General features: G+C 69.1%; 25 protein-coding genes. 11 read left to right on the top strand and 14 right to left on the bottom strand.

Translation table 11 applies throughout. From position 1 onward, the window contains the following. Positions 1 to 2 precede the first annotated feature (2 nt). Genes ACEWX3_RS26570 through ACEWX3_RS26580 form a run of 3 tightly spaced genes read left to right on the top strand, consistent with a single transcriptional unit; the run spans position 3 to position 2,833 of the window. Positions 3 to 1,175 (top strand): acyl-CoA dehydrogenase family protein, encoded by a 1,173-nt coding sequence (locus tag ACEWX3_RS26570; protein ID WP_374159962.1) that lies wholly within the window; start codon positions 3 to 5, stop codon positions 1,173 to 1,175. 20 nt (positions 1,176 to 1,195) lie between these two features. Further along, positions 1,196 to 1,411 carry a hypothetical protein gene (locus ACEWX3_RS26575; protein WP_374158172.1) on the top strand — a complete coding sequence of 72 codons (216 nt, stop codon included), beginning with the start codon at positions 1,196 to 1,198 and terminating at the stop codon, positions 1,409 to 1,411. A 9-nt stretch (positions 1,412 to 1,420) separates the two neighbouring features. Next, positions 1,421 to 2,833: an NCS2 family permease gene (locus ACEWX3_RS26580; protein WP_374158173.1), complete on the top strand. Its 1,413-nt coding sequence runs from the start codon at positions 1,421 to 1,423 to the stop codon at positions 2,831 to 2,833. Here ACEWX3_RS26580 and ACEWX3_RS26585 read toward each other — a convergent pair. After that, the gene (locus tag ACEWX3_RS26585) at positions 2,791 to 3,342 is read right to left on the bottom strand and encodes a TetR/AcrR family transcriptional regulator (protein ID WP_374158174.1); all 552 of its coding nucleotides are present in this window, start codon (positions 3,340 to 3,342) and stop codon (positions 2,791 to 2,793) included. The genes ACEWX3_RS26580 and ACEWX3_RS26585 overlap by 43 nt on opposite strands. A 307-nt stretch (positions 3,343 to 3,649) precedes the next feature. Here ACEWX3_RS26585 and ACEWX3_RS26590 point away from each other — a divergent pair, with 307 nt between their 5' ends. From ACEWX3_RS26590 to ACEWX3_RS26610, 5 genes are all read left to right on the top strand, one after another. Further along, the gene (locus ACEWX3_RS26590) at positions 3,650 to 5,425 is read left to right on the top strand and encodes a diguanylate cyclase domain-containing protein (protein WP_374158175.1); all 1,776 of its coding nucleotides are present in this window, start codon (positions 3,650 to 3,652) and stop codon (positions 5,423 to 5,425) included. Continuing rightward, the gene (locus tag ACEWX3_RS26595; RefSeq protein ID WP_374158176.1) at positions 5,422 to 6,000 is read left to right on the top strand and encodes a TetR family transcriptional regulator; all 579 of its coding nucleotides are present in this window, start codon (positions 5,422 to 5,424) and stop codon (positions 5,998 to 6,000) included. The genes ACEWX3_RS26590 and ACEWX3_RS26595 overlap by 4 nt, the downstream gene beginning before the upstream one ends. A 43-nt stretch (positions 6,001 to 6,043) precedes the next feature. Next, positions 6,044 to 6,835, top strand: coding sequence for a precorrin-4 C(11)-methyltransferase (cobM, locus tag ACEWX3_RS26600; protein ID WP_374158177.1), 792 nt, complete (start codon positions 6,044 to 6,046; stop codon positions 6,833 to 6,835). Between the two features lie 91 nt (positions 6,836 to 6,926). Further along, entirely contained in the window at positions 6,927 to 7,559 is a 633-nt protein-coding gene (gene bluB / locus ACEWX3_RS26605) for a 5,6-dimethylbenzimidazole synthase (protein WP_207064976.1), read from the top strand. After that, positions 7,556 to 7,870, top strand: coding sequence for a hypothetical protein (locus ACEWX3_RS26610; RefSeq protein WP_374158178.1), 315 nt, complete (start codon positions 7,556 to 7,558; stop codon positions 7,868 to 7,870). The genes bluB and ACEWX3_RS26610 overlap by 4 nt, the downstream gene beginning before the upstream one ends. Here the strand turns inward: ACEWX3_RS26610 and ACEWX3_RS26615 are convergent. Genes ACEWX3_RS26615 through ACEWX3_RS26635 form a run of 5 tightly spaced genes read right to left on the bottom strand, consistent with a single transcriptional unit; the run spans position 7,842 to position 12,241 of the window. Beyond that, positions 7,842 to 8,366 carry a bifunctional adenosylcobinamide kinase/adenosylcobinamide-phosphate guanylyltransferase gene (locus ACEWX3_RS26615; RefSeq protein WP_374158179.1) on the bottom strand — a complete coding sequence of 175 codons (525 nt, stop codon included), beginning with the start codon at positions 8,364 to 8,366 and terminating at the stop codon, positions 7,842 to 7,844. The two genes, ACEWX3_RS26610 and ACEWX3_RS26615, sit on opposite strands and share 29 nt — an antisense overlap. Next, complete coding sequence (locus ACEWX3_RS26620) at positions 8,363 to 9,112, bottom strand: cobalt-precorrin-6A reductase (protein ID WP_374158180.1); 750 nt, start codon at positions 9,110 to 9,112, stop codon at positions 8,363 to 8,365. Before ACEWX3_RS26620 ends, ACEWX3_RS26615 begins: the two co-directional genes overlap by 4 nt. After that, positions 9,109 to 10,584 carry a cobyric acid synthase gene (locus tag ACEWX3_RS26625; RefSeq protein WP_374158181.1) on the bottom strand — a complete coding sequence of 492 codons (1,476 nt, stop codon included), beginning with the start codon at positions 10,582 to 10,584 and terminating at the stop codon, positions 9,109 to 9,111. Before ACEWX3_RS26625 ends, ACEWX3_RS26620 begins: the two co-directional genes overlap by 4 nt. Beyond that, positions 10,584 to 11,348, bottom strand: coding sequence for a precorrin-6A synthase (deacetylating) (cobF, locus tag ACEWX3_RS26630; protein WP_374158182.1), 765 nt, complete (start codon positions 11,346 to 11,348; stop codon positions 10,584 to 10,586). Before cobF ends, ACEWX3_RS26625 begins: the two co-directional genes overlap by 1 nt. A gap of 23 nt (positions 11,349 to 11,371) precedes the next feature. Beyond that, on the bottom strand, positions 11,372 to 12,241 hold the full coding sequence (locus tag ACEWX3_RS26635) for a LysR family transcriptional regulator ArgP (protein WP_374158183.1): 870 nt from the start codon (positions 12,239 to 12,241) through the stop codon (positions 11,372 to 11,374). A 67-nt stretch (positions 12,242 to 12,308) separates the two neighbouring features. Here ACEWX3_RS26635 and ACEWX3_RS26640 point away from each other — a divergent pair, with 67 nt between their 5' ends. Beyond that, on the top strand, positions 12,309 to 12,881 hold the full coding sequence (locus tag ACEWX3_RS26640; RefSeq protein WP_374158184.1) for a TetR/AcrR family transcriptional regulator: 573 nt from the start codon (positions 12,309 to 12,311) through the stop codon (positions 12,879 to 12,881). Between the two features lie 73 nt (positions 12,882 to 12,954). Here ACEWX3_RS26640 and ACEWX3_RS26645 read toward each other — a convergent pair whose 3' ends face one another. The 3 genes from ACEWX3_RS26645 to ACEWX3_RS26655 all read right to left on the bottom strand — a co-directional run bounded on the left by ACEWX3_RS26645 (position 12,955) and on the right by ACEWX3_RS26655 (position 18,069). Then, positions 12,955 to 15,252: a glycoside hydrolase family 3 C-terminal domain-containing protein gene (locus tag ACEWX3_RS26645; protein ID WP_374158185.1), complete on the bottom strand. Its 2,298-nt coding sequence runs from the start codon at positions 15,250 to 15,252 to the stop codon at positions 12,955 to 12,957. A gap of 31 nt (positions 15,253 to 15,283) precedes the next feature. After that, positions 15,284 to 16,030 carry a cutinase family protein gene (locus ACEWX3_RS26650; RefSeq protein ID WP_207068072.1) on the bottom strand — a complete coding sequence of 249 codons (747 nt, stop codon included), beginning with the start codon at positions 16,028 to 16,030 and terminating at the stop codon, positions 15,284 to 15,286. 80 nt (positions 16,031 to 16,110) lie between these two features. After that, on the bottom strand, positions 16,111 to 18,069 hold the full coding sequence (locus tag ACEWX3_RS26655; protein ID WP_374158186.1) for an alpha/beta hydrolase: 1,959 nt from the start codon (positions 18,067 to 18,069) through the stop codon (positions 16,111 to 16,113). A gap of 120 nt (positions 18,070 to 18,189) precedes the next feature. Here ACEWX3_RS26655 and ACEWX3_RS26660 point away from each other — a divergent pair, with 120 nt between their 5' ends. After that, complete coding sequence (locus ACEWX3_RS26660) at positions 18,190 to 18,876, top strand: TetR/AcrR family transcriptional regulator (RefSeq protein ID WP_374158187.1); 687 nt, start codon at positions 18,190 to 18,192, stop codon at positions 18,874 to 18,876. 142 nt (positions 18,877 to 19,018) lie between these two features. Here ACEWX3_RS26660 and ACEWX3_RS26665 read toward each other — a convergent pair whose 3' ends face one another. Next, entirely contained in the window at positions 19,019 to 19,819 is an 801-nt protein-coding gene (locus ACEWX3_RS26665) for a DUF5718 family protein (protein WP_207068071.1), read from the bottom strand. A 97-nt stretch (positions 19,820 to 19,916) separates the two neighbouring features. Here ACEWX3_RS26665 and ACEWX3_RS26670 point away from each other — a divergent pair, with 97 nt between their 5' ends. Beyond that, positions 19,917 to 20,162 (top strand): hypothetical protein, encoded by a 246-nt coding sequence (locus ACEWX3_RS26670; protein ID WP_207068070.1) that lies wholly within the window; start codon positions 19,917 to 19,919, stop codon positions 20,160 to 20,162. A gap of 4 nt (positions 20,163 to 20,166) precedes the next feature. Here the strand turns inward: ACEWX3_RS26670 and ACEWX3_RS26675 are convergent, their stop codons facing one another. From ACEWX3_RS26675 to ACEWX3_RS26690, 4 genes are all read right to left on the bottom strand, one after another. Continuing rightward, positions 20,167 to 20,457, bottom strand: coding sequence for a hypothetical protein (locus ACEWX3_RS26675; protein WP_374158188.1), 291 nt, complete (start codon positions 20,455 to 20,457; stop codon positions 20,167 to 20,169). Positions 20,458 to 20,745: 288 nt separating this feature from the next. After that, positions 20,746 to 22,665 (bottom strand): zinc ribbon domain-containing protein, encoded by a 1,920-nt coding sequence (locus ACEWX3_RS26680; RefSeq protein ID WP_374158189.1) that lies wholly within the window; start codon positions 22,663 to 22,665, stop codon positions 20,746 to 20,748. Beyond that, positions 22,665 to 24,284: a protease pro-enzyme activation domain-containing protein gene (locus tag ACEWX3_RS26685; protein WP_374158190.1), complete on the bottom strand. Its 1,620-nt coding sequence runs from the start codon at positions 24,282 to 24,284 to the stop codon at positions 22,665 to 22,667. The genes ACEWX3_RS26680 and ACEWX3_RS26685 overlap by 1 nt, the downstream gene beginning before the upstream one ends. A gap of 51 nt (positions 24,285 to 24,335) precedes the next feature. Continuing rightward, on the bottom strand, positions 24,336 to 24,605 hold the full coding sequence (locus ACEWX3_RS26690) for a hypothetical protein (protein WP_374158191.1): 270 nt from the start codon (positions 24,603 to 24,605) through the stop codon (positions 24,336 to 24,338). Between the last annotated feature and the right edge of the window lie 254 nt (positions 24,606 to 24,859).

A 24,859-nucleotide genomic window follows, 5' to 3' on the forward strand; every position in this document is an offset into this window, starting at 1 on the left:
GCATGAGCAGCGCCGAGTACGCGTTCAGCGAGGAGCAGGGGCAGCTGCGCGACGCCGTCGCCGCGTTCTGCGCCGAACACATCGACGAGACCGCCGTCCGCGCTCAGATGGAATCCGATCCGCCGTTCGACGCGAAGGTGTGGGCGCGGCTGGGTTCTGAACTGGGCGTGCTGGGACTGTCGGTGCCGGAATCGCGGGGCGGCGTCGGCGGCTCGTTGATCGACCAGGCCGTCGCTGTCGAGCAGTTGGGGGCGGCGCTCGCCTGTGGCCCGCTGTTCGGGACGGTCTACCTCGCCATCCCGGCGCTGGTCGCGGCGTCGGAGAGCCCGGAGAACACCGCGCTGCTGGAGCCGCTGACGGACGGCTCGCGCACCGCGGCGTTCGCCGTCACCGACACCGCCGGTGCGTTCGATCCGGCGACCGTGCAGGTCGAAGCCGCGCGCACACCCCAGGAGTGGGCGCTGACCGGCACCGTCGAGCGCGTCGTCGACGCCGGTGCTGCGGACATCCTGCTCGTCGCGGCCAACGGCCCCGACGGTCTCGGCCTGTTCGCGGTGGATGCCGACGCCGCCGGAGTGCGCCGCACCGTGCGGACCACGCTGGACCTCACCCGTCCACAGGCCGACGTCGAGCTGCGTGACGCGCCCGCCCGACTGGTCGCCGGCCCCGAAGAAGCCGGGCGGGTCATCGGCCACGCCCTGCATGTCGGTTCGGCGTTACTGGCGGTCGAGCAGGTCGGCGCGGCTGCGCATCTGCTGGACCTCACCGTCCAGTACGCCAAGAGCCGCTTGCAGTTCGGCAGGCCGATCGGCTCGTTCCAGGCGGTCAAGCATCGCCTGGCGGACGACCTCGTCGCTCTCGAACACGCCAAGTCGACCGCCTACCATGCGATCTGGGCGTTGACCGACGGCAGCGACGATCCCGGTCTCGCGGTCGGTATCGCCGCGGCCACCTGTTCGGACGCGCTCACCCGGATCGCCACCGACACCATCCAGGTGCACGGCGGCATCGGCTTCACCTGGGAGCACCAGGCTCACCTCTACTACAAGCGTGCCTACACCGACGCCGTGCTGCTGGGCAGTGCCGAGCAGCACCGCGACCGGATCGCGGCGTCCGTGCTCGACGGCCCGCCCGAGAAGAACCCGCCCCGCGTCGCCACCGGCGTTCCGACATGACCTGCAGGAGAGGACAACTCATGCGCTATCTGATAGCCACTGCGCTCACCGCCGCGGCCGCCGCCGTGCCGCTGGCGATTCACGCCGCCCCGGCGACCTCGATCGCGGGGTGCCCTCCCGGTGAGACCGGGGTGATCTACGGCTGCGCACCGTTCTGCGTGCCGGGCAAATACCTCGACACCAGCACCGGTCTGTGCATGCCGGTGCCCCCGCCACCGCCCGCACCACGGGGATAGGCCGCCTCTGTGAAACCGCTGGATCGCTTCTTCGAGATCACAGCGCGCGGATCCACGCTCGGAACCGAGGTCCGCGGCGGTGTCGTCACGTTCATCGCGATGGCCTACATCATCGTGCTGAACCCGATCATCTTGTCGGGCTCGGCCGACGTCACCGGCAGTCGACTCGACTTCGCGCAGGTGTCGGCGACGACGTCGCTGGCTGCGGGTGTGATGACCATCCTGTTCGGGCTCATCGCGCGGTTGCCGTTCGCGTTCGCCGCCGGCCTGGGCATCAACTCGTTCCTGGCGACCACCGTCGTCGGCTCCGTCACGTGGGCCGAGGCGATGGGCCTGGTGGTCATCAACGGCCTGATCATCGTGCTTCTGGCAGTGACGGGTCTGCGCCGCTTGGTCTTCGACGCGGTGCCGATGCAGCTCAAACTGGCGATCACCGCGGGCATCGGGCTGTTCATCCTGTTCATCGGTCTCGTCGACGCCGGCTTCATCAGCTCGACGGGGCTGCCGTCGCCGCCGGTCGGCCTCGGCAGCGAAGGGCTCGGCTCCATCAGCACGATCCCGACGGTGGTCTTCATCGTCACGCTGCTGTTCACCGCTGTCCTGGTCGCGCGGAGAGTGCGCGGCGGCATCCTCATCGGGCTGGTCAGCGGCACGGTGCTGGCGGCCGTCATCGAGGCGATCTGGCAGCTGGGGCCGGCCACCGAGAAGCCCGGTGGGTGGAGCCTGTCGGTGCCCACGCTGTCCGGGTCGCCGTTCGCGCTGCCCGACCTGTCACTGGTCGGGGCGTTCAGCCTGGACAGTTTCGCGCGCATCGGAGTGCTGTCGGCGGTCATGCTGGTGTTCACGCTGGTGTTCACCAACTTCTTCGACGCGATGGGCACCCTGACCGGCCTGTCCCGGGAGGCCGGGCTGGCCGACGAGCGGGGCACGTTCCCGCGGCTGCGCTCCGCGCTGGTCGTCGAGGGTGCCGGGGCCGTGGTCGGTGGCGCCACCTCGTCGTCGTCGAACACCGTGTTCATCGAGTCCGGTGCCGGCGTCGAGGAGGGCGCCCGCACCGGGTTGGCCAACCTGGTGACCGGCGCGCTGTTCCTGGCGGCGATGTTCGTCTCACCGCTGGCGTCGATCGTGCCGACCGAGGTGGCGGCGGCGGCGCTGGTGATCGTCGGGGTGTTGATGGCCGCGCAGTTGCGCCACATCGATCTCTCGGAGTTCACTGTGGCGCTGCCGGTGGTGCTGACCGTCACCGTCATGCCGTTCAGCTTCTCGATCGCCAACGGCATCGGCGTCGGGTTCATCTCCTGGGTCGTGATGCGCACGGCGACGGGGCGGGCGCGTGAGGTCAGCCCCCTGCTGTGGGTCGTCGCGGCAGGGTTCGCGGTCTACTTCGCGCGCACGCCGGTGGAGTCGCTGATCGGGGCGTGAGCGTTCCCCCACTCGACGGCCACCCCGGTGATCACGGCCCTGAGCTGAGACTCGATGTGGGTGCGGGTGGCGGGTTCGCCCGCCCCGTTGGCGAAGCCGAACTCCAGCCCCCTCAGATAGGTGAGCAGCACCGCAGCCTGCTCACTGACCAGTTCCGGATCGGGCTCGGGAGCGCCGGAGCGCAGACCGATGACGAGCCGCTCGGCCAGCGCCCGGTAGCTCTGGAACATGCTCTGGAAACCCGCCGCCAGCTCACTGTCGGGTTTGGCCATCATCGTCAACTCCAGCCGAGCCCGGCTGCGGGACAGATGCGGCTCGGCGCGCAGCAGCATCATCTGCTCGGCGAGGATGCTCAGCATGGTTTCGGCGCTGGTTTCGTCGGAGAAGGCGCCGGTGAAGAACTCGATGTCGTAGTGCAGGATCTGGTCGGCGACGCCGTGCAGCAAGGCCGAGCGGGTGCGGTAGTAGAACGAGGTGGTGCCGTCGGGTACCTGTGCGCGGCGGTCCACCTTCTGGTGCGAGAGCCCGCGCCCACCTTCTTCGGCCAGCAACGCGATGGCGGCGTCACACAGTTGACGCCGCCGCTGTTCGGCATTGGGTTTCCGTCTGGTCTCGACAGCTGTCGACCCTAGTCGCCTCGGGTCACCGGCACAGCCCGAGTCCGGGCGGTGAAAGGTGGCTTCTCGGGTCCGCGGAGCCCCTGCTGCGCACCGGGCTCCCTGGGTGCGCCTCTGTGTAGCATTGATCCGCGCGTCAAGTCCGTTCTCTGCGGGGGTTGTCGGAATCCAAGGTTGCTCGCCCGAAGGGGCACTCGGCTTGAGCACCCAGGCCGCTGATCATCGCTCCGTCGCCGAGGAGACGGAGCGGTTGCTCGCGCTCGAGTCCTTCAAGATCCTCGACACGCCGCCGGAGCCGGCGTTCGACGACCTGACGGCGCTGGCCGCGGATCTGTGCGGGGTACCGATGTCGGCGGTGAGCCTCGTCGACACCGACCGGCAGTGGTTCAAGTCCCGCCATGGTTTCGACCTCGCCGAAACGTCTCGCGAGCTGTCGTTCTGCGAACGCATCAAGCCCAGCGATGCCGCTGTGGTCGAGGTCTACGACGCACGCGTCGACCCCCGCTTCGCCGATCACCCGATGGTCGTGGGCACACCCCATGTCCGGTTCTACGCCGGGGCTCCGCTGGTGCTCGCCGACGGCACCGTCGTGGGCACATTGTGCGTGTTCGGTCCTGAGCCGCTGTCGCTGGACGAGCGCCAGCGCCGTCATCTGGCGGCGCTGGCCCGTCAGGTCGTCGGTCAGCTCGAGCTGCGCCGGCAGGCCCGCCGGTTCGCCGCCGAGGCCCGCGCCCGCCTGGTGGCCGACGCCGCGCTGCGCGAGCAGCAGCGGATGCTCAACGGCGTCCTCGAGCACACCGACGTGCTGATCTACGCCAAAGACATCGAGGGGCGCTTCGTCATGGGCAACCGGGCGCTGGAGGCGCTCACATCGTCGGAGGCGCCACTCATCGGACTGACCGACTACGACATCTTCGATCGCGAGACCGCCGACGCGTACCGGCGCAACGATGCCCGGATCATGGCGAGCCGCGAATGGCAGGTCTTCAGCGAAGAGGTCATCCATCCGGACGGCGCGACGCACACGTACCGATCGACGAAGTTTCCCCTGTTCGACGACGCCGGGGCGGTGATCGGGGTCGGTGGCGTCTCCACCGACGTCACCGAACTGACCGCCGCCAGGGCTGCACACGCCGCGGCTGAACACCGCTGGCGCGCCCTGATCGAGCAATCCCCGATCGCCGTCACGATGGTCGACGCCGGGGGCACCATCGCGTTCGCCAACGCGGGCGCTGCACAGCTGTGCGGAACGTCGAGACCCGCCGATCTCGTGTCCCGGACCATGGCCGACTTCCTGCCCGTCGAGGAGCACGACTTCGCCCGGGCGATGCTGCGGGATCTGTGGACGGGCCGGATCGAACTGCGCGGATACCGCGCCACCCTGAAGCGGTTGGACGGCGAGACCATCAAGGTGGAGTTGAACGCCCGGATGATCAGCCAAAAAGATACTCGCACAGTGCAATTCGAGTTCCGTGACGTGACGGAACTGGCACGCACCTACGCCCAGCTCAAGCATTCGGCCTCCACCGATCCACTGACCGGGGTGTTGAACCGGCGTGCGTGGGACGACCGGTTGCGCGGCGTCCTCGACGACGCCGAGCACGCCGGGGCCCTGCTCACCATCGCGGTGATCGACCTCGACCACTTCAAGGCGTACAACGACAGCCACGGACATGACGCGGGCGACGCTCTGCTGCAAGCCTTCACGACCGAGGCCGGCACCTCGCTGCGTCACACCGACGTGTTCGCCCGATGGGGCGGAGAGGAATTTCTCATCGCACTCCCGCACACCCCCGCCGACCAGGCCCGCCAGATCCTCGACCGGGTCCGCAGTTGTGTGCCCGCAGGCCAGACCTGTTCCATCGGCTACACCGACTACCGCAGCCCCGAACCGCTGCCCGATACGCTGGCCCGTGCCGACAAGGCGCTGTACTTGGCGAAGAGCCGCGGCCGCAACCAGATCGCCGGCGCGTGAGCACCGACGACGAGCCTGGGCTGCGGGAACGCAAGAAGATCCGCACCCGGGAGACGGTGAGGCGCGAAGCCTTCCGCCTGTTCGAGTCGAACGGCTACGCGCAGACCACCGTCGACCAGATCGCCGAGGCCGCCGACGTCTCGCCGCGAACCTTCTTCCGTTACTTCCCCACCAAGGAGTCGGTGCTGTTCTCCGACGACCTGTTGGAGCCGATCATCGAGGCGTTTCTGGCCGCGCCGCCTGAGCTGTCGACGGTCGCCGCCTACCGGCACGCGGTCGCCCAGGTGTTCACCGCGTTGGCCGGGCCTGACTTCGATTACGTGATCGCGCGTCAGCGACTCCTGTACTCACTGCCCGAAGCAAAGGGCGCGCTGTGGGTCGAGCACGTCAAAGCCATTCGGTTGCTCACCCAGGCGATCGCGCAGCGGTACAACCGCCCGGAACCCGACGAACAGATGCAGGTGACCGCCGGCGCGATCATCGGGGTGTACATGGCCGTGTCCGATGACGCCCCCACACCCGGCGAGGCGTTCCTGCAGGCGCTCGACGCGCTCGACAAGAGCCTGCACGGATGAGCGCTACGCGCGTGCAACCTGCGCATCCCTAGACTCTCGGTCGATGAACGACGATCCCCGGGCGGTGCAGTTCGTCGGCGCCGGACCCGGCGCGGCCGACCTGCTCACCGTGCGCGCAGCCCGCATGCTCGCCGACGCCGAGGTGGTGCTGTACCCGGGGAGCTATCTCGACGCCGAGGTGCTGGCGCACTGCTCACCGGACGCGGAGCTGGTCGACACCGGGGACATGAACCTCGACGCCATCGTCGCTCGCCTGGTCGAGGCGCACCGGGCCGGCCACCGCGTCGTGCGCCTGGTGTCCGGTGATCCGTCGGTGTACTCGGCGGTCTCCGAGCAGACCCGCCGCTTGGACGGCGCCGGCGTGCCGTGGGCGATCACCCCCGGGGTGCCGGCCTATGCGGCGGCCGCGGCCCGCGTCGGACGCGAGCTCACGGTGCCGCTGGTCGCACAGTCGGTGGTGCTGACCCGCACCCAGCAGAGGTCCACGGCGATGCCGGAGACCGAGCAGCTGTCGGCGTTCGCCGCGACCCGGGCCACGCTGGTGCTACACCTGGCGATCACCCGCGTTCGCGAGCTGATGACCGAACTGGCACCGCATTACGGGGCGGACTGTCCGGTCGTCGTGGTGTACCGGGCCTCGCAGCCGGCCGAGCGGGTGCTGCGCGGCACCGTCGCCGACATCGCCGACGCGGTGGAGGCCGCTGACCTGCGCCAGGCAGCGGTCGTGCTGGTCGGCCGCGCATTGGCGGACCGTCCCGACCCGCAGGCCGGCGAGAGCCACCTCTACGACCCGGCCCGGGACCGCGCGGCCAAGCGAATGGGTGGGCGACGATGAGCGCTTGCGCGAAGAGCAGACAACACATGAGCGCTTGCGCGAAGAGCAGACAACACATGAGCGCGACGTGCCGCGTGAGGGGCCGAAGCTCATGACCGCCTTGGATTCGCTCTACGACGTCATCCACCGCCGCCGCGACACCCGGCGGGAGTTCACCGGGGAGCCGGTGCGCCCCGAGGTGCTGGAGCGGGTGCTACTGGCCGCCCACGCCGCGCCGTCGGTCGGGATGTCGCAACCGTGGGATTTCGTGCTCGTCCGCTCACCTCAGACGCTCGACGCTTTCCGGGACCATGTGGCCGACGAGCGGGAGGTGTTCGCGGCCGGGCTGACCGGTGAACGCGCCGACGTGTTCGCCCGGATCAAGATCGAGGGCATCTGTGAGTCGGGCCTCGGCGTCGTCGTCGGCTATGACCCGACCCGCGGCGGCCGGCAGGTCCTGGGCCGGCACGCCATTGCCGACGCCGGGCTGTACTCGGTGGTCTGTGCGATCCAGAACCTGTGGCTGGCGGCCACCGCCGAGGGGCTGGGAGTGGGGTGGGTGTCGTTCTACCGGGAGGATTTCCTGCGCGAGCTGGTCGGCATGCCCGACCACGTGCGGCCGGTGGCGTGGCTGTGCCTCGGCACGGTCGCCGAGCTGCCCGACACCCCGGACCTGGAGCGCTATGGCTGGCGGTCCCGGTCGTCGCTGGCGGCGGTGCTGCACGAGGAGCGCTACCGGTCGTGACCGAGCACAGCGCCGACGGGCACTACGTCGTGATCGACGGGCGCCGCTGGCGCGCGACCGATCCGGCCATCCCGGAGCCGCGCCGTGCCGAGCTCACCCGGATCCTGATGGCATGGCGCCGGGAGGTCCGGCGCACCCGCGGCACCGACGCCGAGCCGGCGGCGCGCGCGGGTGTGCAGGCGGCCAAAGTCGCCCTCGGCGAACGGGGCTCGCCGCCGTGGTGGGAGCAGAGCGACGCCGAGCGGCGCGCCCGCTGGCAGGCCGACGTCGCCTGCCCGTCGGTCACAACGTCAGAACCCGACCGGCGATGACGAGGTGCACCTCGTCGCACCGCGCCGCCACCCGCTGATTGACGGTGCCGAGCAGGTCGCGGAACAGCACACCGGAGCGGTGCGCCGGGACGACGCCGAGGCCGACCTCGTTGGTCACCAGCACCACGTCGGCGACGTTGTCGAGGGTGCTGCACAGCACGTCCAGACGGGCGTCGACCTCGGCCTGCACCGACGCCGCGGCGGCGTCCCAGAGCCGGGCCTCGTCCAGGACCGCCACCAGCCACGTGCTCAGGCAATCCACCAGCACGGGTGCGGTCGACCCCGCCACCGCAGCGCTGATGTCGCTGGTCTCCACAGTGCGCCAGTGCGACGGCCGCCGGGCCCGGTGCTCGGCCACCCGGGCGTCCCAGTCGGGGTCGGTGCCGTCGGCCCGACGGCCCGGGGCAACGTAGGTGACGGCAGCGGCGCGGCTCAGCAGCCCTTCGGCGTGGCGCGACTTGCCCGACCGGGCACCGCCGGTGACCAGGATCTTCACTCGGACATCGTAGAGATCGTGTGTACCCAGGCCAGCGCGGCGGCGATGTCGTGCACGGTGGGGACGTCGGGCGAGCGGGCGGGGCGCCGGACCAGGACGACCGGCACGCCGAGGTGTTCGGCGGCGGCCATCTTCGGCCAGGTGTATTCACCACCGGAGTCTTTGGTGATCAGCACGTCGGCGCGATGCCCGGCCATCAGCGCGAGTTCGCCGGGCAGCGCGTAGGGACCCCGGCTGGTGATCAGGTTCCAGCGCTCGGGCAACGGCTGGTCGGGAGCCTGAACGACGCGCGCGAGCACGGCGTGCCCGCCGAGGTCGGCGAAGAAGCGGAACATCTCCTGACGTCCGACGGTCAGGAACGGGCGGCGACCGAGTGTCGCGGCGACCGCGGCGGCGTCCTCGTGGGTGTCCACCCAGTGCCAGCTGGCGCGGGACCGGTCGGCCCAGCCGGGGCGTTCCAGGCGCAGCAGGGGCCGATGGGTCACACCGCCGGTGCAGGCGGCCGCGGCATTCGCCGAGATGTTCTTGGCGAACGGATGGGTGGCGTCGATGACGGCATCGAATTCGGCTGCCGCAGTGCGTAATCCCTCGATCCCACCGAAGCCTCCGATCCGCACCTCCCCCACCGGAAGCCGCGGATCGGCGACCCGGCCGGCCAGCGACGTCGTGACCTCGATCCCGGCGCCGCACAGCTGCGCCGCCAGCGCCCGGGCCTCGGCGGTGCCGCCGAGCAGCAGAACTCTCACGGCGCCCCCGGCGGCAGGAACGGCATCCCCGCGGGGGCGCCCCGCTCCATCACGCCGAGCAGGGCTTCGACGTCGACGTGTGTTTCGACGAGATCGCCGAGCAGCTCGAGGCGGTGTTCGCGGGCCCGCGGGAACGATGCCCCGGAGACCTGGACGCCGAGCGTCTCGCGCAGGAACGCCCCGCGCAGCGCGTCACCTTCGAACGCGCCGTGCCACATCGTGCCGAACACCCGGCCCGTGCGCGCCCCACCCAGGAACTCGTCGGCGTCGGGGCCGCGGGTGATGCGGCCGTGGTGGATCTCGTATCCGGCGGCCGGGACGCCCGACCACTGCCCGGTGGGCAGCCGAAGAGCTTTCTCGGCAACGAAGTTCGTCTCGACATCGAGCAGACCGAGTCCGTCGACCTCGGCGGGCGCGCCTTCGACGCCTTCGGGGTCACGGATGACCCGACCCAGCATCTGGAACCCGCCGCAGATGCCCAGCAACGGTTTGCCTGCGGCCGCATGTTCGGTCACCGCCCGGTCCAGACCACGCGAACGCAGCCAGGCGAGGTCGGCGATCGTGGATCGGGTGCCGGGCAGGACGACGAGATCGGCATCGGCCACCGCCGCGGGATGCGAGGCGAACACGACGTCGAGGTCGGGCTCGAGCCCGAGTGCGTCGACGTCGGTGAAATTGCTGATCCGCGGCAGCCGCACGACCGCCACGCGGTGGGCCGCCGACTGCGCCGCACGCCGGCCCTGCAGGTCGAGCGCATCCTCGGAGTCCAACCAGACGTCGGGGTGCCAGGGCAGCGTGCCGTACACGCGCCGTCCGGTCACCCGCTCGAGGTCACGCAGGCCGGGCGCCAGCAGCGCGACGTCACCGCGGAACTTGTTCACCACGAACCCGGCGATCAGCTCCTGATCCTGCGGCGAGAGCAGCGCCACGGTCCCCAGGAATGCGGCGAACACACCGCCGCGATCGATGTCGCCGACCACGACGGTGGGCAGCGCGGCGTGGCGGGCCAGCCCCATGTTGACGTAATCGCCTGCTCGCAGGTTGATTTCGGTCGGGCTGCCGGCACCCTCGGCGATGACGACGTCGTAGCGGGCGGCCAGGTCGTCGAACGCGGCGTGCGCGGCCGCCGCCAGAGCCCGCCGTCCCTCGAGCCAGTCCGACGACGCCACCTCACCCCATGGCCGGCCCATCAGCACCACGTGGCTGCGCTGGTCGCTGCCGGGTTTGAGCAGCACGGGGTTCATCGCGGCTTCGGGTGTGGCCTGCGCGGCCAGCGCCTGCACCCACTGGGCGCGGCCGATCTCCACGCCGGCTCCGTCGGGACCCGTGCACACCATGGAGTTGTTCGACATGTTCTGCGCCTTGTAGGGCGCCACGCTGACGCCGCGACGGGCCAGGGCGCGGCACAACCCGGTGGTGACCGCGGTCTTGCCCGCGTCACTGGTGGTGCCGGCGACCAGCAGGCCCGCCATCAGGTGCGCCGCACGAGAAACACGTCCATCACCCAGCCGTCGACCCGGCGGGCCGCGTCCCGCGCCGGTGCGAGCGCCGGAAGCACGTCGGCGAGCCGACCGGTCAGCAGCTGCTCACCGGGGGCCCCGAGGTTGGCGCCCCACCACATCGTCCAGTCCTCGAGACCGGTGAAGTCGAGCCGATCGGGCGGCGGGTTGAGCATGGCCAGGATGTTGTCCTGGCCTTCGGTCACGGCGTCCTGCAGCCGCCGGCCGGTGGTGATGTGCACCGGCCGTCCCACGTCGTGCAACACCATGCGGTGCCGCGCGGCGAGCAGCTGGGGGGCGCTGATGCCGGGCAGGACGTCGTAGTCGGCGTCGACCCCCAGGGCGCGGATCTTGTCCAGGATCCGGATCGTCGAGTCGTACAGCGACGGGTCGCCCCACACCAGGAACGCCGCCGTCCCGCCCCGCTCGGTGAGCACCGCGGCGTACTGGGCGGCGCGCGCGTCGTGCCAGTCCGCCACGGCGGCGTCGTAGCCGCCGGCGGACAACCCGGCGGAGCGGTCGCGCTCGGGGTCGGGCACTGCGATCACCTCCGCCGGACCGGTGGGACCGGGGTTCGCGGCAACGATCGCGCGGCGCAGGGCGAGCAGTTGGTCGTCGGCGGTTTTCTCCGCGGCCAGCACGTAGTCGACGGTGCCGAGCGCCTCGGCGACTTCGCCGGTGACGTGCTGCGGTCCCATGCCCACACCGAGCACCCGAACCCTGACCTTGGCGTGCACCCGCACAATTCTGCCTGGCGTGCTCACCGGCGCCGACGCAGCCCCGCCGCGGCGGCGGTGACGGCATCGGTGACCTGCGCGACCGTGTCGCTGTCGAGCTTCCAGGACTGCCAGTACAGCGGTACGTCGAGGTGGGCATCGGTGATCGGCACGAACGACGCGTCGACGAGCTGTTCGGGATACATCCCCCAGCCCAACCCGGCCCGCACGGCGGCGCCGAACCCCTCGGCAGTGGGGATGTAATGGATCGGCCGCCGAATGGAGCGGCGAAACACGCTGCGCAGCAGCTGATCCTGGAGAGCGTCGGCGCGATTCCAGGACAGTGACGGCGCCGCGGTGGCCGCGTCTGCGGTCAGACCGTCGGGCAGGTGGCGCTGCAGGTAGTGCGGTGCCGCGACCGGCAGGTAGCGCATCACCCCGAGCGGTCGCACCCGGCACCCGCTGACCGGGATCCGTTCGGTGGTCACCGCACCCATCACCACACCTTCACGCAGCAACCGCGCGGAGTGATCCTGATCTTCGATGCGCACGTCGAACAGCACGTCCGGCAGGCGGGCGAACACTCCGGTGAACCACGTGGCCATCGAGTCGGCGTTGACAGCCACCGCGACGCGGGGCCGCTCGGGCGATCCGCCTCGCATCTCGGCGAGGGTTTCCGCTTCCAGCAATGCGGTCTGGGCCGCCAGCCTGATCAAGGGGACGCCGGCTGTCGTTGCCACACAGGGCTTTTCCCGCAGCACCAGCACCTGGCCGACGCGTTGTTCCAGGGCTTTGATGCGCTGGCTGATCGCCGACGGGGTGACGTGCAGGTACTCGGCCGCGGCGTCGAAGCTGCCGAACTCGACCGCCGCTGCCAGAGCGCGCAACTGCCCGGCGTCGAGTTGCTCGGCCACATCAGCGATACTAATCGCCGGCCGATCGCCTCAACACATCTAACGGCGCACGGGTTACCGTAGTCGGGTGGCTACGAAGTCGACGGGGCAGCGCACCTCAACTCCGTTCGGGCGCGACGAGGTCGCGGCGGCGGTGCTGGAGGCCGCCTCGGACCTGTTCGCCGAGAAGGGTCCGGCCGCGACGTCGATCCGCGAGGTCGCGGCCCGCTCGAAGGTCAACCACGGTCTGGTGTTCCGCCACTTCGGCGCCAAGGACAACCTTGTCGGTGCCGTGCTGGACCATCTCGCCGGGCGGATCACCGCTCAGATCGAATCGCAGGCGTCGGGCGCCGAGGTCGAGGAGGCGTTGATCCGCCACGCGAAAGTGGTGGCACGCGCGATCCTGGACGGCTATCCGGTGGGCGAGTTGCAGTCCAGCTTTCCCACCCTGGCCCGACTGCTCGACGAGATCCGACCCAACTTCGACACCGACGCCGAGGCGCGGCTGGCGGCCGCCAACATCAGCGCACTGCAGCTGGGCTGGTACCTGTTCCGGCCTTTCCTGCAGGGGGCCATGGCGTTGGATCCCGTGGGTGAGGACGCCGTCCGCGCGTCGATCGCCGATGTCGTCGCCGGCATCGCCCACACCGAAACCCGTTGAGACTGCGTCCACCGCGGACAATGTCGAGTGACGGCCCGCGGTGGACGCAGTCTCAACGGATTTCATGATCCGTTCAGTCCGGCGGATCGTTGGCGCGATCGAGCAGTTCGCTGATCATGGCCGGGTCGATCTCCACGCCGGCGGCGGAAGCCAGCATGCCGACCTTGCCGATCGGAAGCGAGTCGAGCATCCGCGACATGTCCACGCCCTCCGGCATGAGCCCGTCACCCCCGGCGAGGGAGGCCATCTGGTCGGCGAACGCTGATGCCACGACCGGACCGGCGACGGGGTGGGCGAACACCTCGGCCAACGACGACATCGGCGACAGCGGGATATCGAGGTCGTCGCCGTCGACGGCGACGGTCACCGTGCTGCGGATGTCACGGCTCGATGCAGCCACGTCGACGGTGTACGTACCGCCCTCGACAACCCACGAATCGACCCGAATATCCCAGTAGGCCAGGTCCTTCCGCCGAACCGGCATCGTGACCCGCGTCGACGCACCGCTGTCGAGGTGCACCGACGTGAACGCCTTGAGCTCCCGGGGCGGCCTGGCCACGTCGCTGCCGGGCAGGCTCGTGTACACCTGCACGATCTCACGGCCTGCCACGCCACCGGTGTTGGTGACCGTCACCGAGACGGCGAGCCCGCCTGCGGAGTCGACCGTGGCCACCGCGTCGGTGTAGTCGAAGCTGGTGTAGGACAACCCATGCCCGAACGGGAACGCCACCTCGAGGCATCGCGCGTCGTACCAGCGGTAGCCGACGAACAGCCCCTCCCCGTACCGGACGTGACCGAACTCCCCCGGATATGTGAGATGTGCCGGGGTGTCCTGCACTCGTACCGGGATGGTTTCGGTGAGCTTCGCCGACGGGTTGACCGCACCGAACAACACGTCTGCGGTGGCCGCACCACCGGCCTGCCCGAGCAGCCAGCCCTCCAGGATGGCCGGGACCTCGCTCGCGAACGGCAGCGCCACCACGCCCCCGTTGGAGAGCACCACCACCGTTCGCGGGTTGACCGCCACCACCGCGTCGAGCAGTCGCAGCTGTGGCGCGGGCAGATCCAGGTCGTCTCGGTCGAAGCCCTCGGATTCGCAGCGCGCCGGCAGGCCGAGGAAGACGACGGCGACCTCGGCATGCGCCGCCGCGTCCACGGCTTCGCCGAGAAGCCGCTCGGCTTCGCCGAGAAGCCGCTCGGCTTCGCCGGACGGTGAGTCTGCCTCCGCGGTGAAGCCTCGCGCGAACACCACGTCACCCGTTGCCTGCGAGCGGATTTCGTCGAGGGCACAGTCCAACCTCGTCGGCACGATCATCGACGAGCCGGCGCCCTGGTATCGGGGGGACTGGGCGAACTCGCCGATGACCGCGATCCGCGTCTGCGGCGGCAGCGGGAGCAGTCCGTCGTCGTTCTTCAGCAGCACGATGCCGCGGCCGGCGGCTTCGCGCGCCAGCGCGTGGTGCTCATCGCTGTCGAAACTCGCCGAGACCTGGTGTGCCCCGGTCCGTCGCACCAGGTGCAGCACACGGCGCACCGAGCGGTCGAGAACGTCCTCGTCGAGCGATCCCGCGGCGACCGCATCGATGATCTGCGCGGCCGCGAACGCGGAGCCGGGCATGTCGAGGTCGAGTCCTGCGAACAGCGACGCCGCGCGGTCGTTGACCGCACCCCAGTCCGAGACCACCAGGCCGCCGAAGCCCCACTGGTCGCGCAGCACGGTGGTCAACAGCCAGGGGTCTTCGGCGGTGTGCACACCGTTGATCCTGTTGTAGGAGCACATGATCACCCACGGGTGGGCCTCGGTCACCACGTGTTCGAACCCGCGCAGATAGATCTCGCGCAGCGGCCGCGGGTCGACATCAGCGCTGACCCGCATGCGGTCGTGCTCTTGGTTGTTGGCCGCGAAGTGCTTGGGGCAGGCGCCGACTCCCCGGCTCTGGATTCCCGCCACCAGCGCCGCGGCCAGCACGCCGGAGACGAGCGGATCCTCGGACAGATACTCGAAGTTGCGGCCGCACAACGGAGTACGCTTGATGTTCAGTCCCGGACCGAGGAGGACTCCGACCTCCGCGTTCGCGGCTTCTGTTCCGAGTGCCGCGCCCACCCGCTCGACCAGGCCGACATCCCACGACGATCCCAGGGCGGCCGCGGGCGGGAAACACGTCGCGGGGACGCTGTCGCCGATCCCGAGGTGATCACCCCCGGCGCGCTGTTTCCGCAGACCGTGGGGTCCGTCGGTGAGCATGATGGAGGGCAGCTGCAGACGTTCAACGCTTTGGGTGTACCAGAACCGGGTACCGCTGGTCAGAGCCGCCTTCTCGGCGAGGCTGAGCTCGGCGAGCACCGCGTCCTCGGTGGGTGGGGTCGTCACGCCTCCATGGTGCCTGCCGCGTGGCGGTGCGTCAGCCGACCGTATCCGACGCGTTGACCATCGGGGCAGACCCCGGCGCCGCGGAGATCCTGGCCGCGACGAAGTCGGCGGCCTGGTCGGTCAGCCCGGTCTGCACATACAGGCTGTGTGCCGCCCGGTCGTCGCCGTTGGAGCACACCGGGTCGGCTCCGTTGCACAGATCGACCGTCTTGGCGCCGTACAGCGGGCTGATCGCACTCAACGGCCGCCCGATCTTGTCGGAGGGGTTGCCGAACACCGCGACCGCGGCGACGTGGTCGGCCACTGCGGGCGGCATGGGCTGGCCGAACCCGAACGTGGCGGCGGGATCGGCGGTGATCAGGTCCACCACCGCGGCGCCCTGCGAATAGCCACCGAGCACGATGCTGGTGTCGGGGCAGCTGGCTGCGACGCTCTGCACGTGCGCGCTGGCGTCACCGGCCCCCTGCGGGGCGGACTGCAGGAAGTCGTAGGAGGCCGGGTAATTGACCGCGTACACCCCCACGCTCTGACCGTTCAGACTGTTCTGCAGGTCGCTGATGAACGCCTGCCCCACCCGGCCCGGCCCGGCGGGCTCGGCGGTGCCGCGGGCGAAGACCACCTCGACGTCGGGACATGAGTCCGCTTGGGCGGACGCTGTGCCGGGGCCGATCAGGGCAGCGGCGAACGCGCCGCCGATACCGGCCATGGCGAGCAGTCGACGGACGCTGCCGGCGGAGGATCGGGCAGGGGACTTGGCGGTGGTGCGGCGCTCGGACATCGGCTCTCCTCGATCAGGTGCCGCCCCGTCGGCAGCACTTGGTCAAAGTTCTCCGACGGTCGAGAAATTCCCTCCTCGGCTCACTGCGCGGTCAATTGGGGGCCAAGGCGCAGTCCAGGGGACGTCGCAGGGGATGCGGGCACGAACCCGGGCAACGGTTCGTAGACGAACAGATACTTGCCCCCGGCGTCGAAGATCGCCGTCAGTGCCGCCTCCAGCAGAGGCGGCCACACCGGGCGCGAGGGATACCCCAGGGGCAATATCCGCGCGGTGGCGGCGCTGGCGGCGGTGTCGATCGTGATCTGCTCGTCCGGTTGCCCATAGACGCCGCTCTCGGTCGATCCGGCGAAGAGGTCGTTCACCCACCCCGCGGCGATCAGGCCGGCCGCCTGAACATTCGCCGGCCGGGAGAATCCGCCGATGAGGTACTGCATGAACTGGATGAATCGGTTGCCGCCCTCCATGTAGTCGATGTGCAGACCGCCGTCGAGACTCACACCGTTGAAGCGGTCAGGACGCGCCAGCTCGAGCTTGTCTGCCATGTCACCGCCGCGGCTCCAGAAGTAGCGCTCCGAAGAGATCAGATAGATGGGCTTGTCCGAGGCGCCCGTCAGCTTGCCCAGTGCCTGACGCACCGCCGGCGAGGCCGCGGGCTCGACTCCGTCCAGCATGACCACTCCGCGCAGGTTCTCGAACGCGCCGGTACCGACGAGGCGTCCTGCTGCGCTCACGACCAGTGTCCCGCCGGCCGAGTGGCCTACCAAGACGAAGTCGTCCGGTAGCTCGATGTCCCACCCTGCTGCAGCACGGACACTCTCGGTCAGGGCGGTCCGCTCGCCGACGAACAGTTCGGCCACCGCACGCTGCATCGTCGAACCGCCCACCCATGCAGCGTCGGGCGCAAAGAAGTTCGACGAAAGAGACGGTGCCACAACGATACTGTTGGTGCGCTCGGCGAGGTCGGCCGCGGTGTAGCTGTACATGGGGCCGCTGGCGAGGAAGCCATGCTGCAGGTACACGAATCGGGTGGTCTCGTCGATGTGCTCGGGGAAGTACCAATCCGCCTGAACAGAGCGACCGGCGCCTATCGGCAGATCGAGCGACGATGTTCGGACGGTGACGGTGCTGTTCGCCGGAAGTACAGGCGGCCCGTCGACGAGCTGGATCAATCCCACAACAAGATTCAGCACCACCGAGCCGACCAAGCTGAGCAGAGTGGACCGCGGCGGGCTGGGCGCCACGGCGCTCATGGTCAGCGATGTCGTTGCGGTCGCTTCGCTCGTAGAACCACGGATCGCGCCGACGTCTTCGGCGCTGTCGGTTCCCTCGTTGTCGGTGACCTCGCCTTCGGTAGCCTCTGCCGCGTCAATGGCGACCGCCTGTTCGGGCAACGTCTCGACGACAGCGCCCGACTCTGCGGCCATCCAACCGGCCACGCCCTCGGCGTCCTGCTCGGTCGCAGCCGGGAGATCCTCAGATTTCTCGGCGATCGGGGGAACGGTCTCCGGCGTGCCGGCGCTGCGGTTCGACTCTGCGAACTCCCTCTTCTCGGCGCTGTCGTCGGCATTCACCCCATGGGTCGCCGGTTCGTCGTTGTGCGAGGCGCTGTCGATGTCAGCATCCTCGACGACGACGCCAGGTTCCTCATCCTCGACGACGACGCCGGGTTCCTCATCCTCGACGACGACGCCGGGTTCCTCGTCCTCGGCGGCGGCCGAGGACTCGTCGCCGTCGACGCCCACCCCGCGAGGCTCATCGTCAATGCCCGCCCCGATGTGCTGCTCCTCGGCGTCCACAACGCCGGGCGCCTCATCTGTGCCGTCGGCGAGTTCAGACCGGCCATCGGCGGGCCCACTCGCCGGGTCAGCGCGATCGCGCTCACCGTCGGTGTCGTCGCCGTCCGGCGAACCTGGTTCCGCTGAGACCGATCCACTCTCGCCGGGCGCAGCCGACACAACGGGCGCGGTCGATACACCCGTTCCCGACAGCACCGCGATCAACAGCCCCCCACCCAACAGTGCCGCCCAGATGGTCCGCATTCCACCCCTGATCAAAAATAAACAAAGTCCGTGATTCGTCTATTTATAGCTCGTGCGGACGTGTCCGACAAGAGTGCGCGCGGCAGTCGATCCTTCCGGCGGCTGGCGTAGGGTGACGCCATGCAGGGCACCCGCGCGGCAAGCGGCGCACTGCCGCCGGTTGGCAAACCGGCCCGGGGCCGAGGCCGCCCGGCTGGTGGCGGCAACAATGCTGAGGTGGCGAGAACCGTCCTGATGGATGCGGCTGAGAAGTCGATCTTGACCCGCGGGTTCCAGGCTTCGACGATGGAGCTCATCGCCCAGGAGGCAGGCTACTCGCGCGCCGCGATGTACCGGCACTTTCCCAATCGCAGGGCTCTGCTGGAGTCGTTGGTGCGCCGAAAGACACTGCGCTGCCAGAAGGAGATCGCCCTGCGATTGCCGGAAAACGCCGGAACGGCAGAGGTACTCGTCGAGAGTCTGGTCATCGTGGCGACTGAACTGATTGATGATCCGCTGCTGAAGACTCTCTCTCAACACAGTGATGACGGTACGGTCGCGCATCTGGTCGCCAACGACCCTGCGCTCCCCCACCTCGTCGAGCAACTCGTCGAGTTGATGGCGGGCGACGACTCGGACTCTCGACTTCGAGCTGGGGTCCCGCCGCGCGATATCGCGCGGTTCATCACGTCTACTGCGATCACCATGCTTCTGGGCGTGGTTCCGGACATCGACAAGGTCGACACGGCGCGTCGGTATGTCGAAACATTTGTGCTACCAGCGATTCTCGAGCATCCACCAGCTCCCCGGCCGGTGTTCGGCGCGTAGTCGGTCACGCCGCCCTGCCGACATCTCCGCTCGCTCCCAGAACCAGAGCAGGCAGTCCCACGATCGCAGCGGCTTCACCGTCGGCTCGATGACGGAATCCGATGCTGCGATGGCGCTACGGTGAATGCATCAGTATCGCCGTCTACCGCACCAACTGGTTCAGCTCGGAGGCTGCGTCGCTCTCGGTGTCGTAGACCCGCACGATCGCCCGGTCGCCGGGCTTGAGGAACGTCGACTCACCCAACGGTGTGTACCGCGTCGCGCCGATCCCGATCAGCACGTTCTCGGGGTGCCCGCTGGCCACCATCAACGCACCGACGTCTTCCAGCGGGGTGTCGGGCGAGCCCTTCTGGTTGGCCAACCGCTCGACGATCCAGTCCAGCAACACCTCGCCGTAGTAGGAGTAGCCGATCAACGGGCTGTCCACCCCGTAGGCGTGCTCCTCGCCGTCACTGTGCAGGTAGCAGACCAGGCGCAACGTCGCGGTCGGCCCATCGGGTGTCAGGTCGCTGATCTCGAAGAATGTGGGCGCGACGCCCTTGGAGGCCGGACCCCAGTTCTTCTTGTGACTGATCTTGGGGGCTCCGGGGCGCCGAATCGAGCAGTCGTTGAATGCTCCGAGCGCGAACGGACGCAATGTCACCACGGTGTCACCGTCCCAGACCACCTGGCAGGCCAGGCCCACCTCCGGTTCGATCTGCAGGTTCAGCGGCCCGTCGGTCTGGTTCGGAAGCACCACCGCGTCGGTGGACAGCGGGAATTCGCTCAGGAACGAGTCCGTCCCTGGGGCGTACCAGGGGAAGATCCCTTTGGGCGCGGTGCCTTCACTGCTGACGTTGACGAAGTCGGCGTCCTCACCGGCCTGTTCGAGATGTCCGGCGAAGTTGCCCGCCACCCCGAAGCCGAACCAGTTGCGCATGTCGTCCAGGCCGATATCGATCACGGTTGTGCAGACTACGCCCGGCGGTGGGCCGCGATGGGGCCTGACCCTGCCGAGCGACGAGGTGTTCGCCGGGCCGACACCTCATAGACTCGGTGCCATGTCCGAGCAGTTCGAGATCGTCGAGGTGGCGGTCGACGACGTCCGCCCCGGAGACCTACTCGCAGTCACCGACGATCCCGACCCGCGCGCGAACGCCTTTCACGTCGCCGACGTGAAGTCGGCGCATCCGATCACGACCGGCCAGATGACCCACGTCACGTTGACCTCCACCGCGGTCGGCCGGGACGGCAAACCGATGGTGCTCGACTACCCACCCGGGACAGTGCTGCGCAAGATCGTGTAGCCGGTCAGCCGGCGTAGTCGGGATCGCAGGCGACCGTCACGATCATCGTGGTTTCTTGCTCACCGCTCGTCACGTCCTCGACGTCACACGCCTCCAGCGGCCCGTCGACGGCGCCCTGCACCACCACGGAGTGACCTTCGCTCTGGAGTCGCTCGATGGTCGCCGCAGCGGTCTCGTCGCCCGGCGGTTGCGGCGTTCCGTTCTCGTCGGGCTGGGCCCATGCGGTGCCGGTGAAGGTGAGCGCGCCGAACATCATGGACGTTGCTGCGACACTTGTACCGATGTAGCGATTCATGATCCACCCTCGGGGTCAGTGGTTTGGTATCGGTCGTTTTCCCGGGGGCAACCGCAGGCAATCGCCGAGTCCTCACCTCCCAGGCGATTGACAGCTTCGATGACGCGCAACGGTTCTCGGCACGTGCCGGCCATGGCGGCGGTCCCACCGGACACCATCCGCGAAATCGTCGACGATGTGTTCTTGCCGCTGGCAACACAAGTGGGATAGGACGCGATAGCGGCGAGCACCGGAGCAGATCGGGTCCGAGGCGCGGTCCGGGCCAACGGAGCCCGCTCCGCGGCCCGGTTATCGGGGCGGGTCGCCGCGCCAGCTGAAACTGTTGACGTACTTGCCCATGTCCAGCGCCAACTGCAGGCTGGCCGCCGAGGGTTTACCCGAACCGAAGTCCGGTCCGAAGGCGCGGTATGGCCCGACCGCCCCCGCGATGAGCGCCACATCGTTCTTCACGGCGACCATCACGATGATGCGCATGCGGCTGGTACTGCTCATCGCACCCTGCGGCCAGAGGTCGGCGGCCAACCCGTATCCGGGTTGATAGCCGACCATCGTGTTCGGGATCTCGTAGGCGGTCTTGGTGTCCGGGAACGTTTCGTTCACCAGCTCTACGGCGATCTCCTCAGCGCTGCGACCCTGCGCGGGCCGGCTGAACAACCGCATCGTGCCGCCGTCCCCGGCCTGCAGTACCGCGGTCACCCCGTCATCGGTCGTCGTGACCTCGTATGCGGCTCCCGGAGCCGGGTAGGACACCGAGTACACGCCGTCGGCCGCAGTGAAGCGGGGGTTGATCTCCACTGCCCGGTTCATCGGAGGGTTCCCGCAGTCAGGCGGGCAGACATATCTGGGGGGCGGCTCGGAGAGTAGCCCCGAGACGCCGACCAGCCCGACCGCCAGCACCGCGATGGTGACCCCGAGCGCCAGTGCAACGGTGCGGAAGGACGTCGTCGCCGGCCGGTTCGCTTCGAACGTGCCGGAGTGTATGGAGTAACCGGGCAGCAGACCCACCGTGATGTCGCCGGCACGCGCGTCGTCGGCGAGCCGGACCGGGCGCTCCGCGCGTCGGTCCCGAAGTGACCGGCGCGAACACGCCCGCATCGCCGCGCCACACATCGCGCAGAACGGCGCGTCGGGGACCACGTGGTTGCACTCGACGCACAGAATGGGCTCGTCGGCGTGCATGTCGTCCTGCACCTCGTGCAACAGCGCCAGATGCAGGCCGACCCTCAACGCGAACAGCGCAATCCCCGTCAACGTCAGATGCAGTGCCAGCTGAGCCAATTGCGGAAGGCGGGCGACATCGACGACCCCCAACAGCGCGTAGATGGCGACCACCACAACGGCGATCACGACGAGGATGGCGCGAACGAAAACACGGTGCTGGTGGACCTTCGTCGGCGGACGGGTGAACCACAGCGCCGTCCCGATGAGCCCGCCGACTGCCGCAGCGGTCAACGGCATCGCGACTCCCCGCACGCCCGCTTCGACGAGCAGACCGTCCAGCGGACGCACCCGGTTGACCATCCCGAGGGTGAACTGGGGTGCCAGCCGGGCCAGGTTGGCTGCGGCGGTGAACGTCAGTGCGCCGAGCGCACCGATGACGTAGCCGTCCAGGGCCTCCCGCTCACCCCGCCATGACCACCGGGTCACCAGCGCCGGAACCAGCATCAGCAACATGCTGCCCAGCGGCACCGCGATCCCGTCACGCAGAATCCGCTCGGCGGCGACACCCGCGCCCAACGGGACACCATAGGAACGAGCGACGGCAGCCCCGGTCAGCAGCGCCCACCCGACGCCCAGGACGACGCCCGACACCGCCGTCAGCGCCAGCTTGCTGCGTGGAAGATCGTGAAAAGCATCGGATTCGCGAAGGTAGAGCGCGAACAGCAGGGGAAGACCGAGGGAGGCGACGGTGACGAGCGCAGCCGGCATCCGCAACAACGTCGCCGCGAACAGGGCGGCCGCGAGCAGTCCGAGTCCCATCAGGAACACCTTGCGCGCCCGCGGATTCAGATGCGGGAACAGCGAACTGGTCAGCGCCGGAGAAAGCAGTCGCTGGCCGGGGGCGGCGCTGAAGGCGCGGGCCCGCAACCAATGCGGGCCGTCTCCGCTGCGATGTTCGGCCAGCGGTACGCCACACTGCCCGCAGTATTCGCCTGCGGGCACGTCGGTCTGGCAGATCGGGCATTCCGTCATGCCGGGCGCGCTCATCAGGACTGCACCCGTTGCGCGAGCCGCAGATTCTCGGCGAGATTGTCGATATCCGGGGTCCCGAGTCCGGTGACGAGGTCATAACCGGGGCCGGCATTGTCGACGGCGTTGCCCCCCAACGTGACGTCGCGGTAGGCGGGTCGCGGTGCACCCTGGGCGATGCGGTAGAGCAGCGGATTGATGTCCCCGATCAGGGATCCGCCGTTGGCGAGCAGATACTGGTTCATCACCGCGGTCAGACCGGCCCAGATCGGTGCCGACTGTGACGTCCCGCCCCCGACGACGACCTGGCCGTCGAGAACGATCCTCACCCCGGTGAACGGGTCAGCCACCGCGGCGACATCCGGTGTCATGCGCATACCGGTATTGCGGTCGGACGGGACGGCTTGCGCGGCGACCTGCTGCCACGGCGGCAGCTCGAACAGCGACGAGACGCCACCGCCGGTGCCTTGCGAGAGCGGCACATCGAACCAGGTCTGCTCGGACACCCACTCGCCGTCGGCGTCGGTGGACAGCGTCGTGCCTCCCACGCTGGTCATCTCGGGCAGTGAGGCGATCGAGTCGAGGCCCACATCCTGCTCACTCGGCGGCGACGACCAGTCCTGTCCGCCACGGCATTCCATCCCGGCCAGATCACCGCTGGCGTTGAAGGCCGTGGTTCCGTGCGACTGCGCGGTGCGCAACGCGGATCGGACCGGTGCCAGGTCAGCGGCGGTGATCAGTTTGTCGCATCCCCAGCCGATCGAGAAGCTCCACACCGCACCCGGGAACCGGCGGTCGGTGTCCTCGAGCATCTCACCGATCTTGCGGTAGCCGCCGTCGCCCTCGACGGTCGGCCGCGCGTTGACCACGACTTTGCGGGCCGCTGGCGCAATGGCATGGGCGACTTGCAGATCCATCGACAGCTCGGCCCGCGGCTCACCGGGAGATCCACCGACGACCTCCGGGGTGAACTGGGGCAAGCCGAACATCGTGGTGAACTGGTCGAGGTCGGACTGCCGGAAGCCGTCGAAGGCGAAGATGACGATGGTGATCCCCTCACCGGTGAAGCCGGAGCGGATCAGTTCGTCGGCGTTGTAGGTGGTCACCAACGCGTCGGGCGACAACCCTCGGTCGGGAACGTCGAGCGCGAAGTGGTCGGGGCGGGACATGTGATGCGGGAGGTAGCTGAGGATCCGGCCGATCTCCGACACTTCGGCCTGCAGGTGTTCGGGTACCGCGGGTTGGTGCGGCGAGGCGTAGAAGTGCTGCCCCATCCGCCCCCGGTAGTCCCGCACCGACACGGCGAACGCCCGCTCGACGGCCGCGGGCGCACCCTCGAGCACCACCCAGTCGTCACCGGGTCGCCACTGAACCGACAGCGACCGGTCGCGGGCCCACTCGATCAGCGCCGTGGGCCGGGACCGGTCGGTCAGGCTGGCGGTGAACTCGATGCTCTTCTCGCGCGCCGGCCCGAGATCGACCGACGCGGCCAGCAACGACGCGTAGGGACCCTCGATGAGCTTCTCGTCGGAGCCGGTTTCGCGAGCGGACCACGCTATCGCTGCCAGCACAAGCCCGATGACGAGCACGACGGCCAAGGAGCGGCCTGTCGCCAGCCTTCTCGCCCTCGTGGTCATGGCATCCGCAGAACTCAGAGCGTGCCCGGACAGCGTCCGGGCACGCTTCGGTCACTGGCCGTAGTCGTCGCGACCCGGGTTGACCGTGTTCTGAGGAGCCTGGACCGGAGGAGTGAAGATGTTCGGGCCATCCGGGTCGGGGGCCTTCTCGGTCGGGGCCACGGGCGGCGGCGTGGTCGTCGTCGTGGTGGTGGTGGTCGTGGGGGTCGTCTCTTCGGGGGTCTCGCTGTCGCTGGCGCACCCCGCGGTGAAGCCGATCATCGCGATGACGGCCCCGCCGCCAACGAATGCCGCGACGCGGCGCGTACGAGCTGATGCCATGGTGAGTCCTTTTCTTGGCTCGGTCAGGGGTGGAACGCCGGTCGTGCTCAGGCCACAGAACCGCGAGCTGATCTTAGTCCAGCAGACGGTGTACGGCCCGGAGAGCGAAACGTGGGGAATCACGCGTCACTGGACAAGCTAACGAGCGGCACCGACGTGCTATTCCACCTCTCGTGCCACAGACGGCCATCCCTGGCCGGACGGTGGATTCGCCGGTGAAGACCGCACTCGCGCACCGGAGACCCACGCACCGG

Origin of the sequence: Mycobacterium sp. G7A2 (assembly GCF_041902445.1) — a bacterium.
Taxonomy (GTDB): domain Bacteria; phylum Actinomycetota; class Actinomycetes; order Mycobacteriales; family Mycobacteriaceae; genus Mycobacterium.

Coding starts and splice junctions, on each gene's coding strand:
- bluB (WP_207064976.1), top strand. CDS start 6,927: ATGACCGCCTTGGATTCGCTCTACGACGTCATCCACCGCCGCCGCGAC.
- ACEWX3_RS26655 (WP_374158186.1), bottom strand. CDS start 18,069: ATGCGGACCATCTGGGCGGCACTGTTGGGTGGGGGGCTGTTGATCGCG.
- ACEWX3_RS26680 (WP_374158189.1), bottom strand. CDS start 22,665: ATGAGCGCGCCCGGCATGACGGAATGCCCGATCTGCCAGACCGACGTG.
- ACEWX3_RS26670 (WP_207068070.1), top strand. CDS start 19,917: ATGTCCGAGCAGTTCGAGATCGTCGAGGTGGCGGTCGACGACGTCCGC.
- ACEWX3_RS26570 (WP_374159962.1), top strand. CDS start 3: ATGAGCAGCGCCGAGTACGCGTTCAGCGAGGAGCAGGGGCAGCTGCGC.
- ACEWX3_RS26675 (WP_374158188.1), bottom strand. CDS start 20,457: ATGAATCGCTACATCGGTACAAGTGTCGCAGCAACGTCCATGATGTTC.
- ACEWX3_RS26690 (WP_374158191.1), bottom strand. CDS start 24,605: ATGGCATCAGCTCGTACGCGCCGCGTCGCGGCATTCGTTGGCGGCGGG.
- ACEWX3_RS26685 (WP_374158190.1), bottom strand. CDS start 24,284: ATGACCACGAGGGCGAGAAGGCTGGCGACAGGCCGCTCCTTGGCCGTC.
- ACEWX3_RS26625 (WP_374158181.1), bottom strand. CDS start 10,584: ATGGCGGGCCTGCTGGTCGCCGGCACCACCAGTGACGCGGGCAAGACC.
- ACEWX3_RS26575 (WP_374158172.1), top strand. CDS start 1,196: ATGCGCTATCTGATAGCCACTGCGCTCACCGCCGCGGCCGCCGCCGTG.
- cobM (WP_374158177.1), top strand. CDS start 6,044: ATGAACGACGATCCCCGGGCGGTGCAGTTCGTCGGCGCCGGACCCGGC.
- ACEWX3_RS26650 (WP_207068072.1), bottom strand. CDS start 16,030: ATGTCCGAGCGCCGCACCACCGCCAAGTCCCCTGCCCGATCCTCCGCC.
- ACEWX3_RS26660 (WP_374158187.1), top strand. CDS start 18,190: ATGCAGGGCACCCGCGCGGCAAGCGGCGCACTGCCGCCGGTTGGCAAA.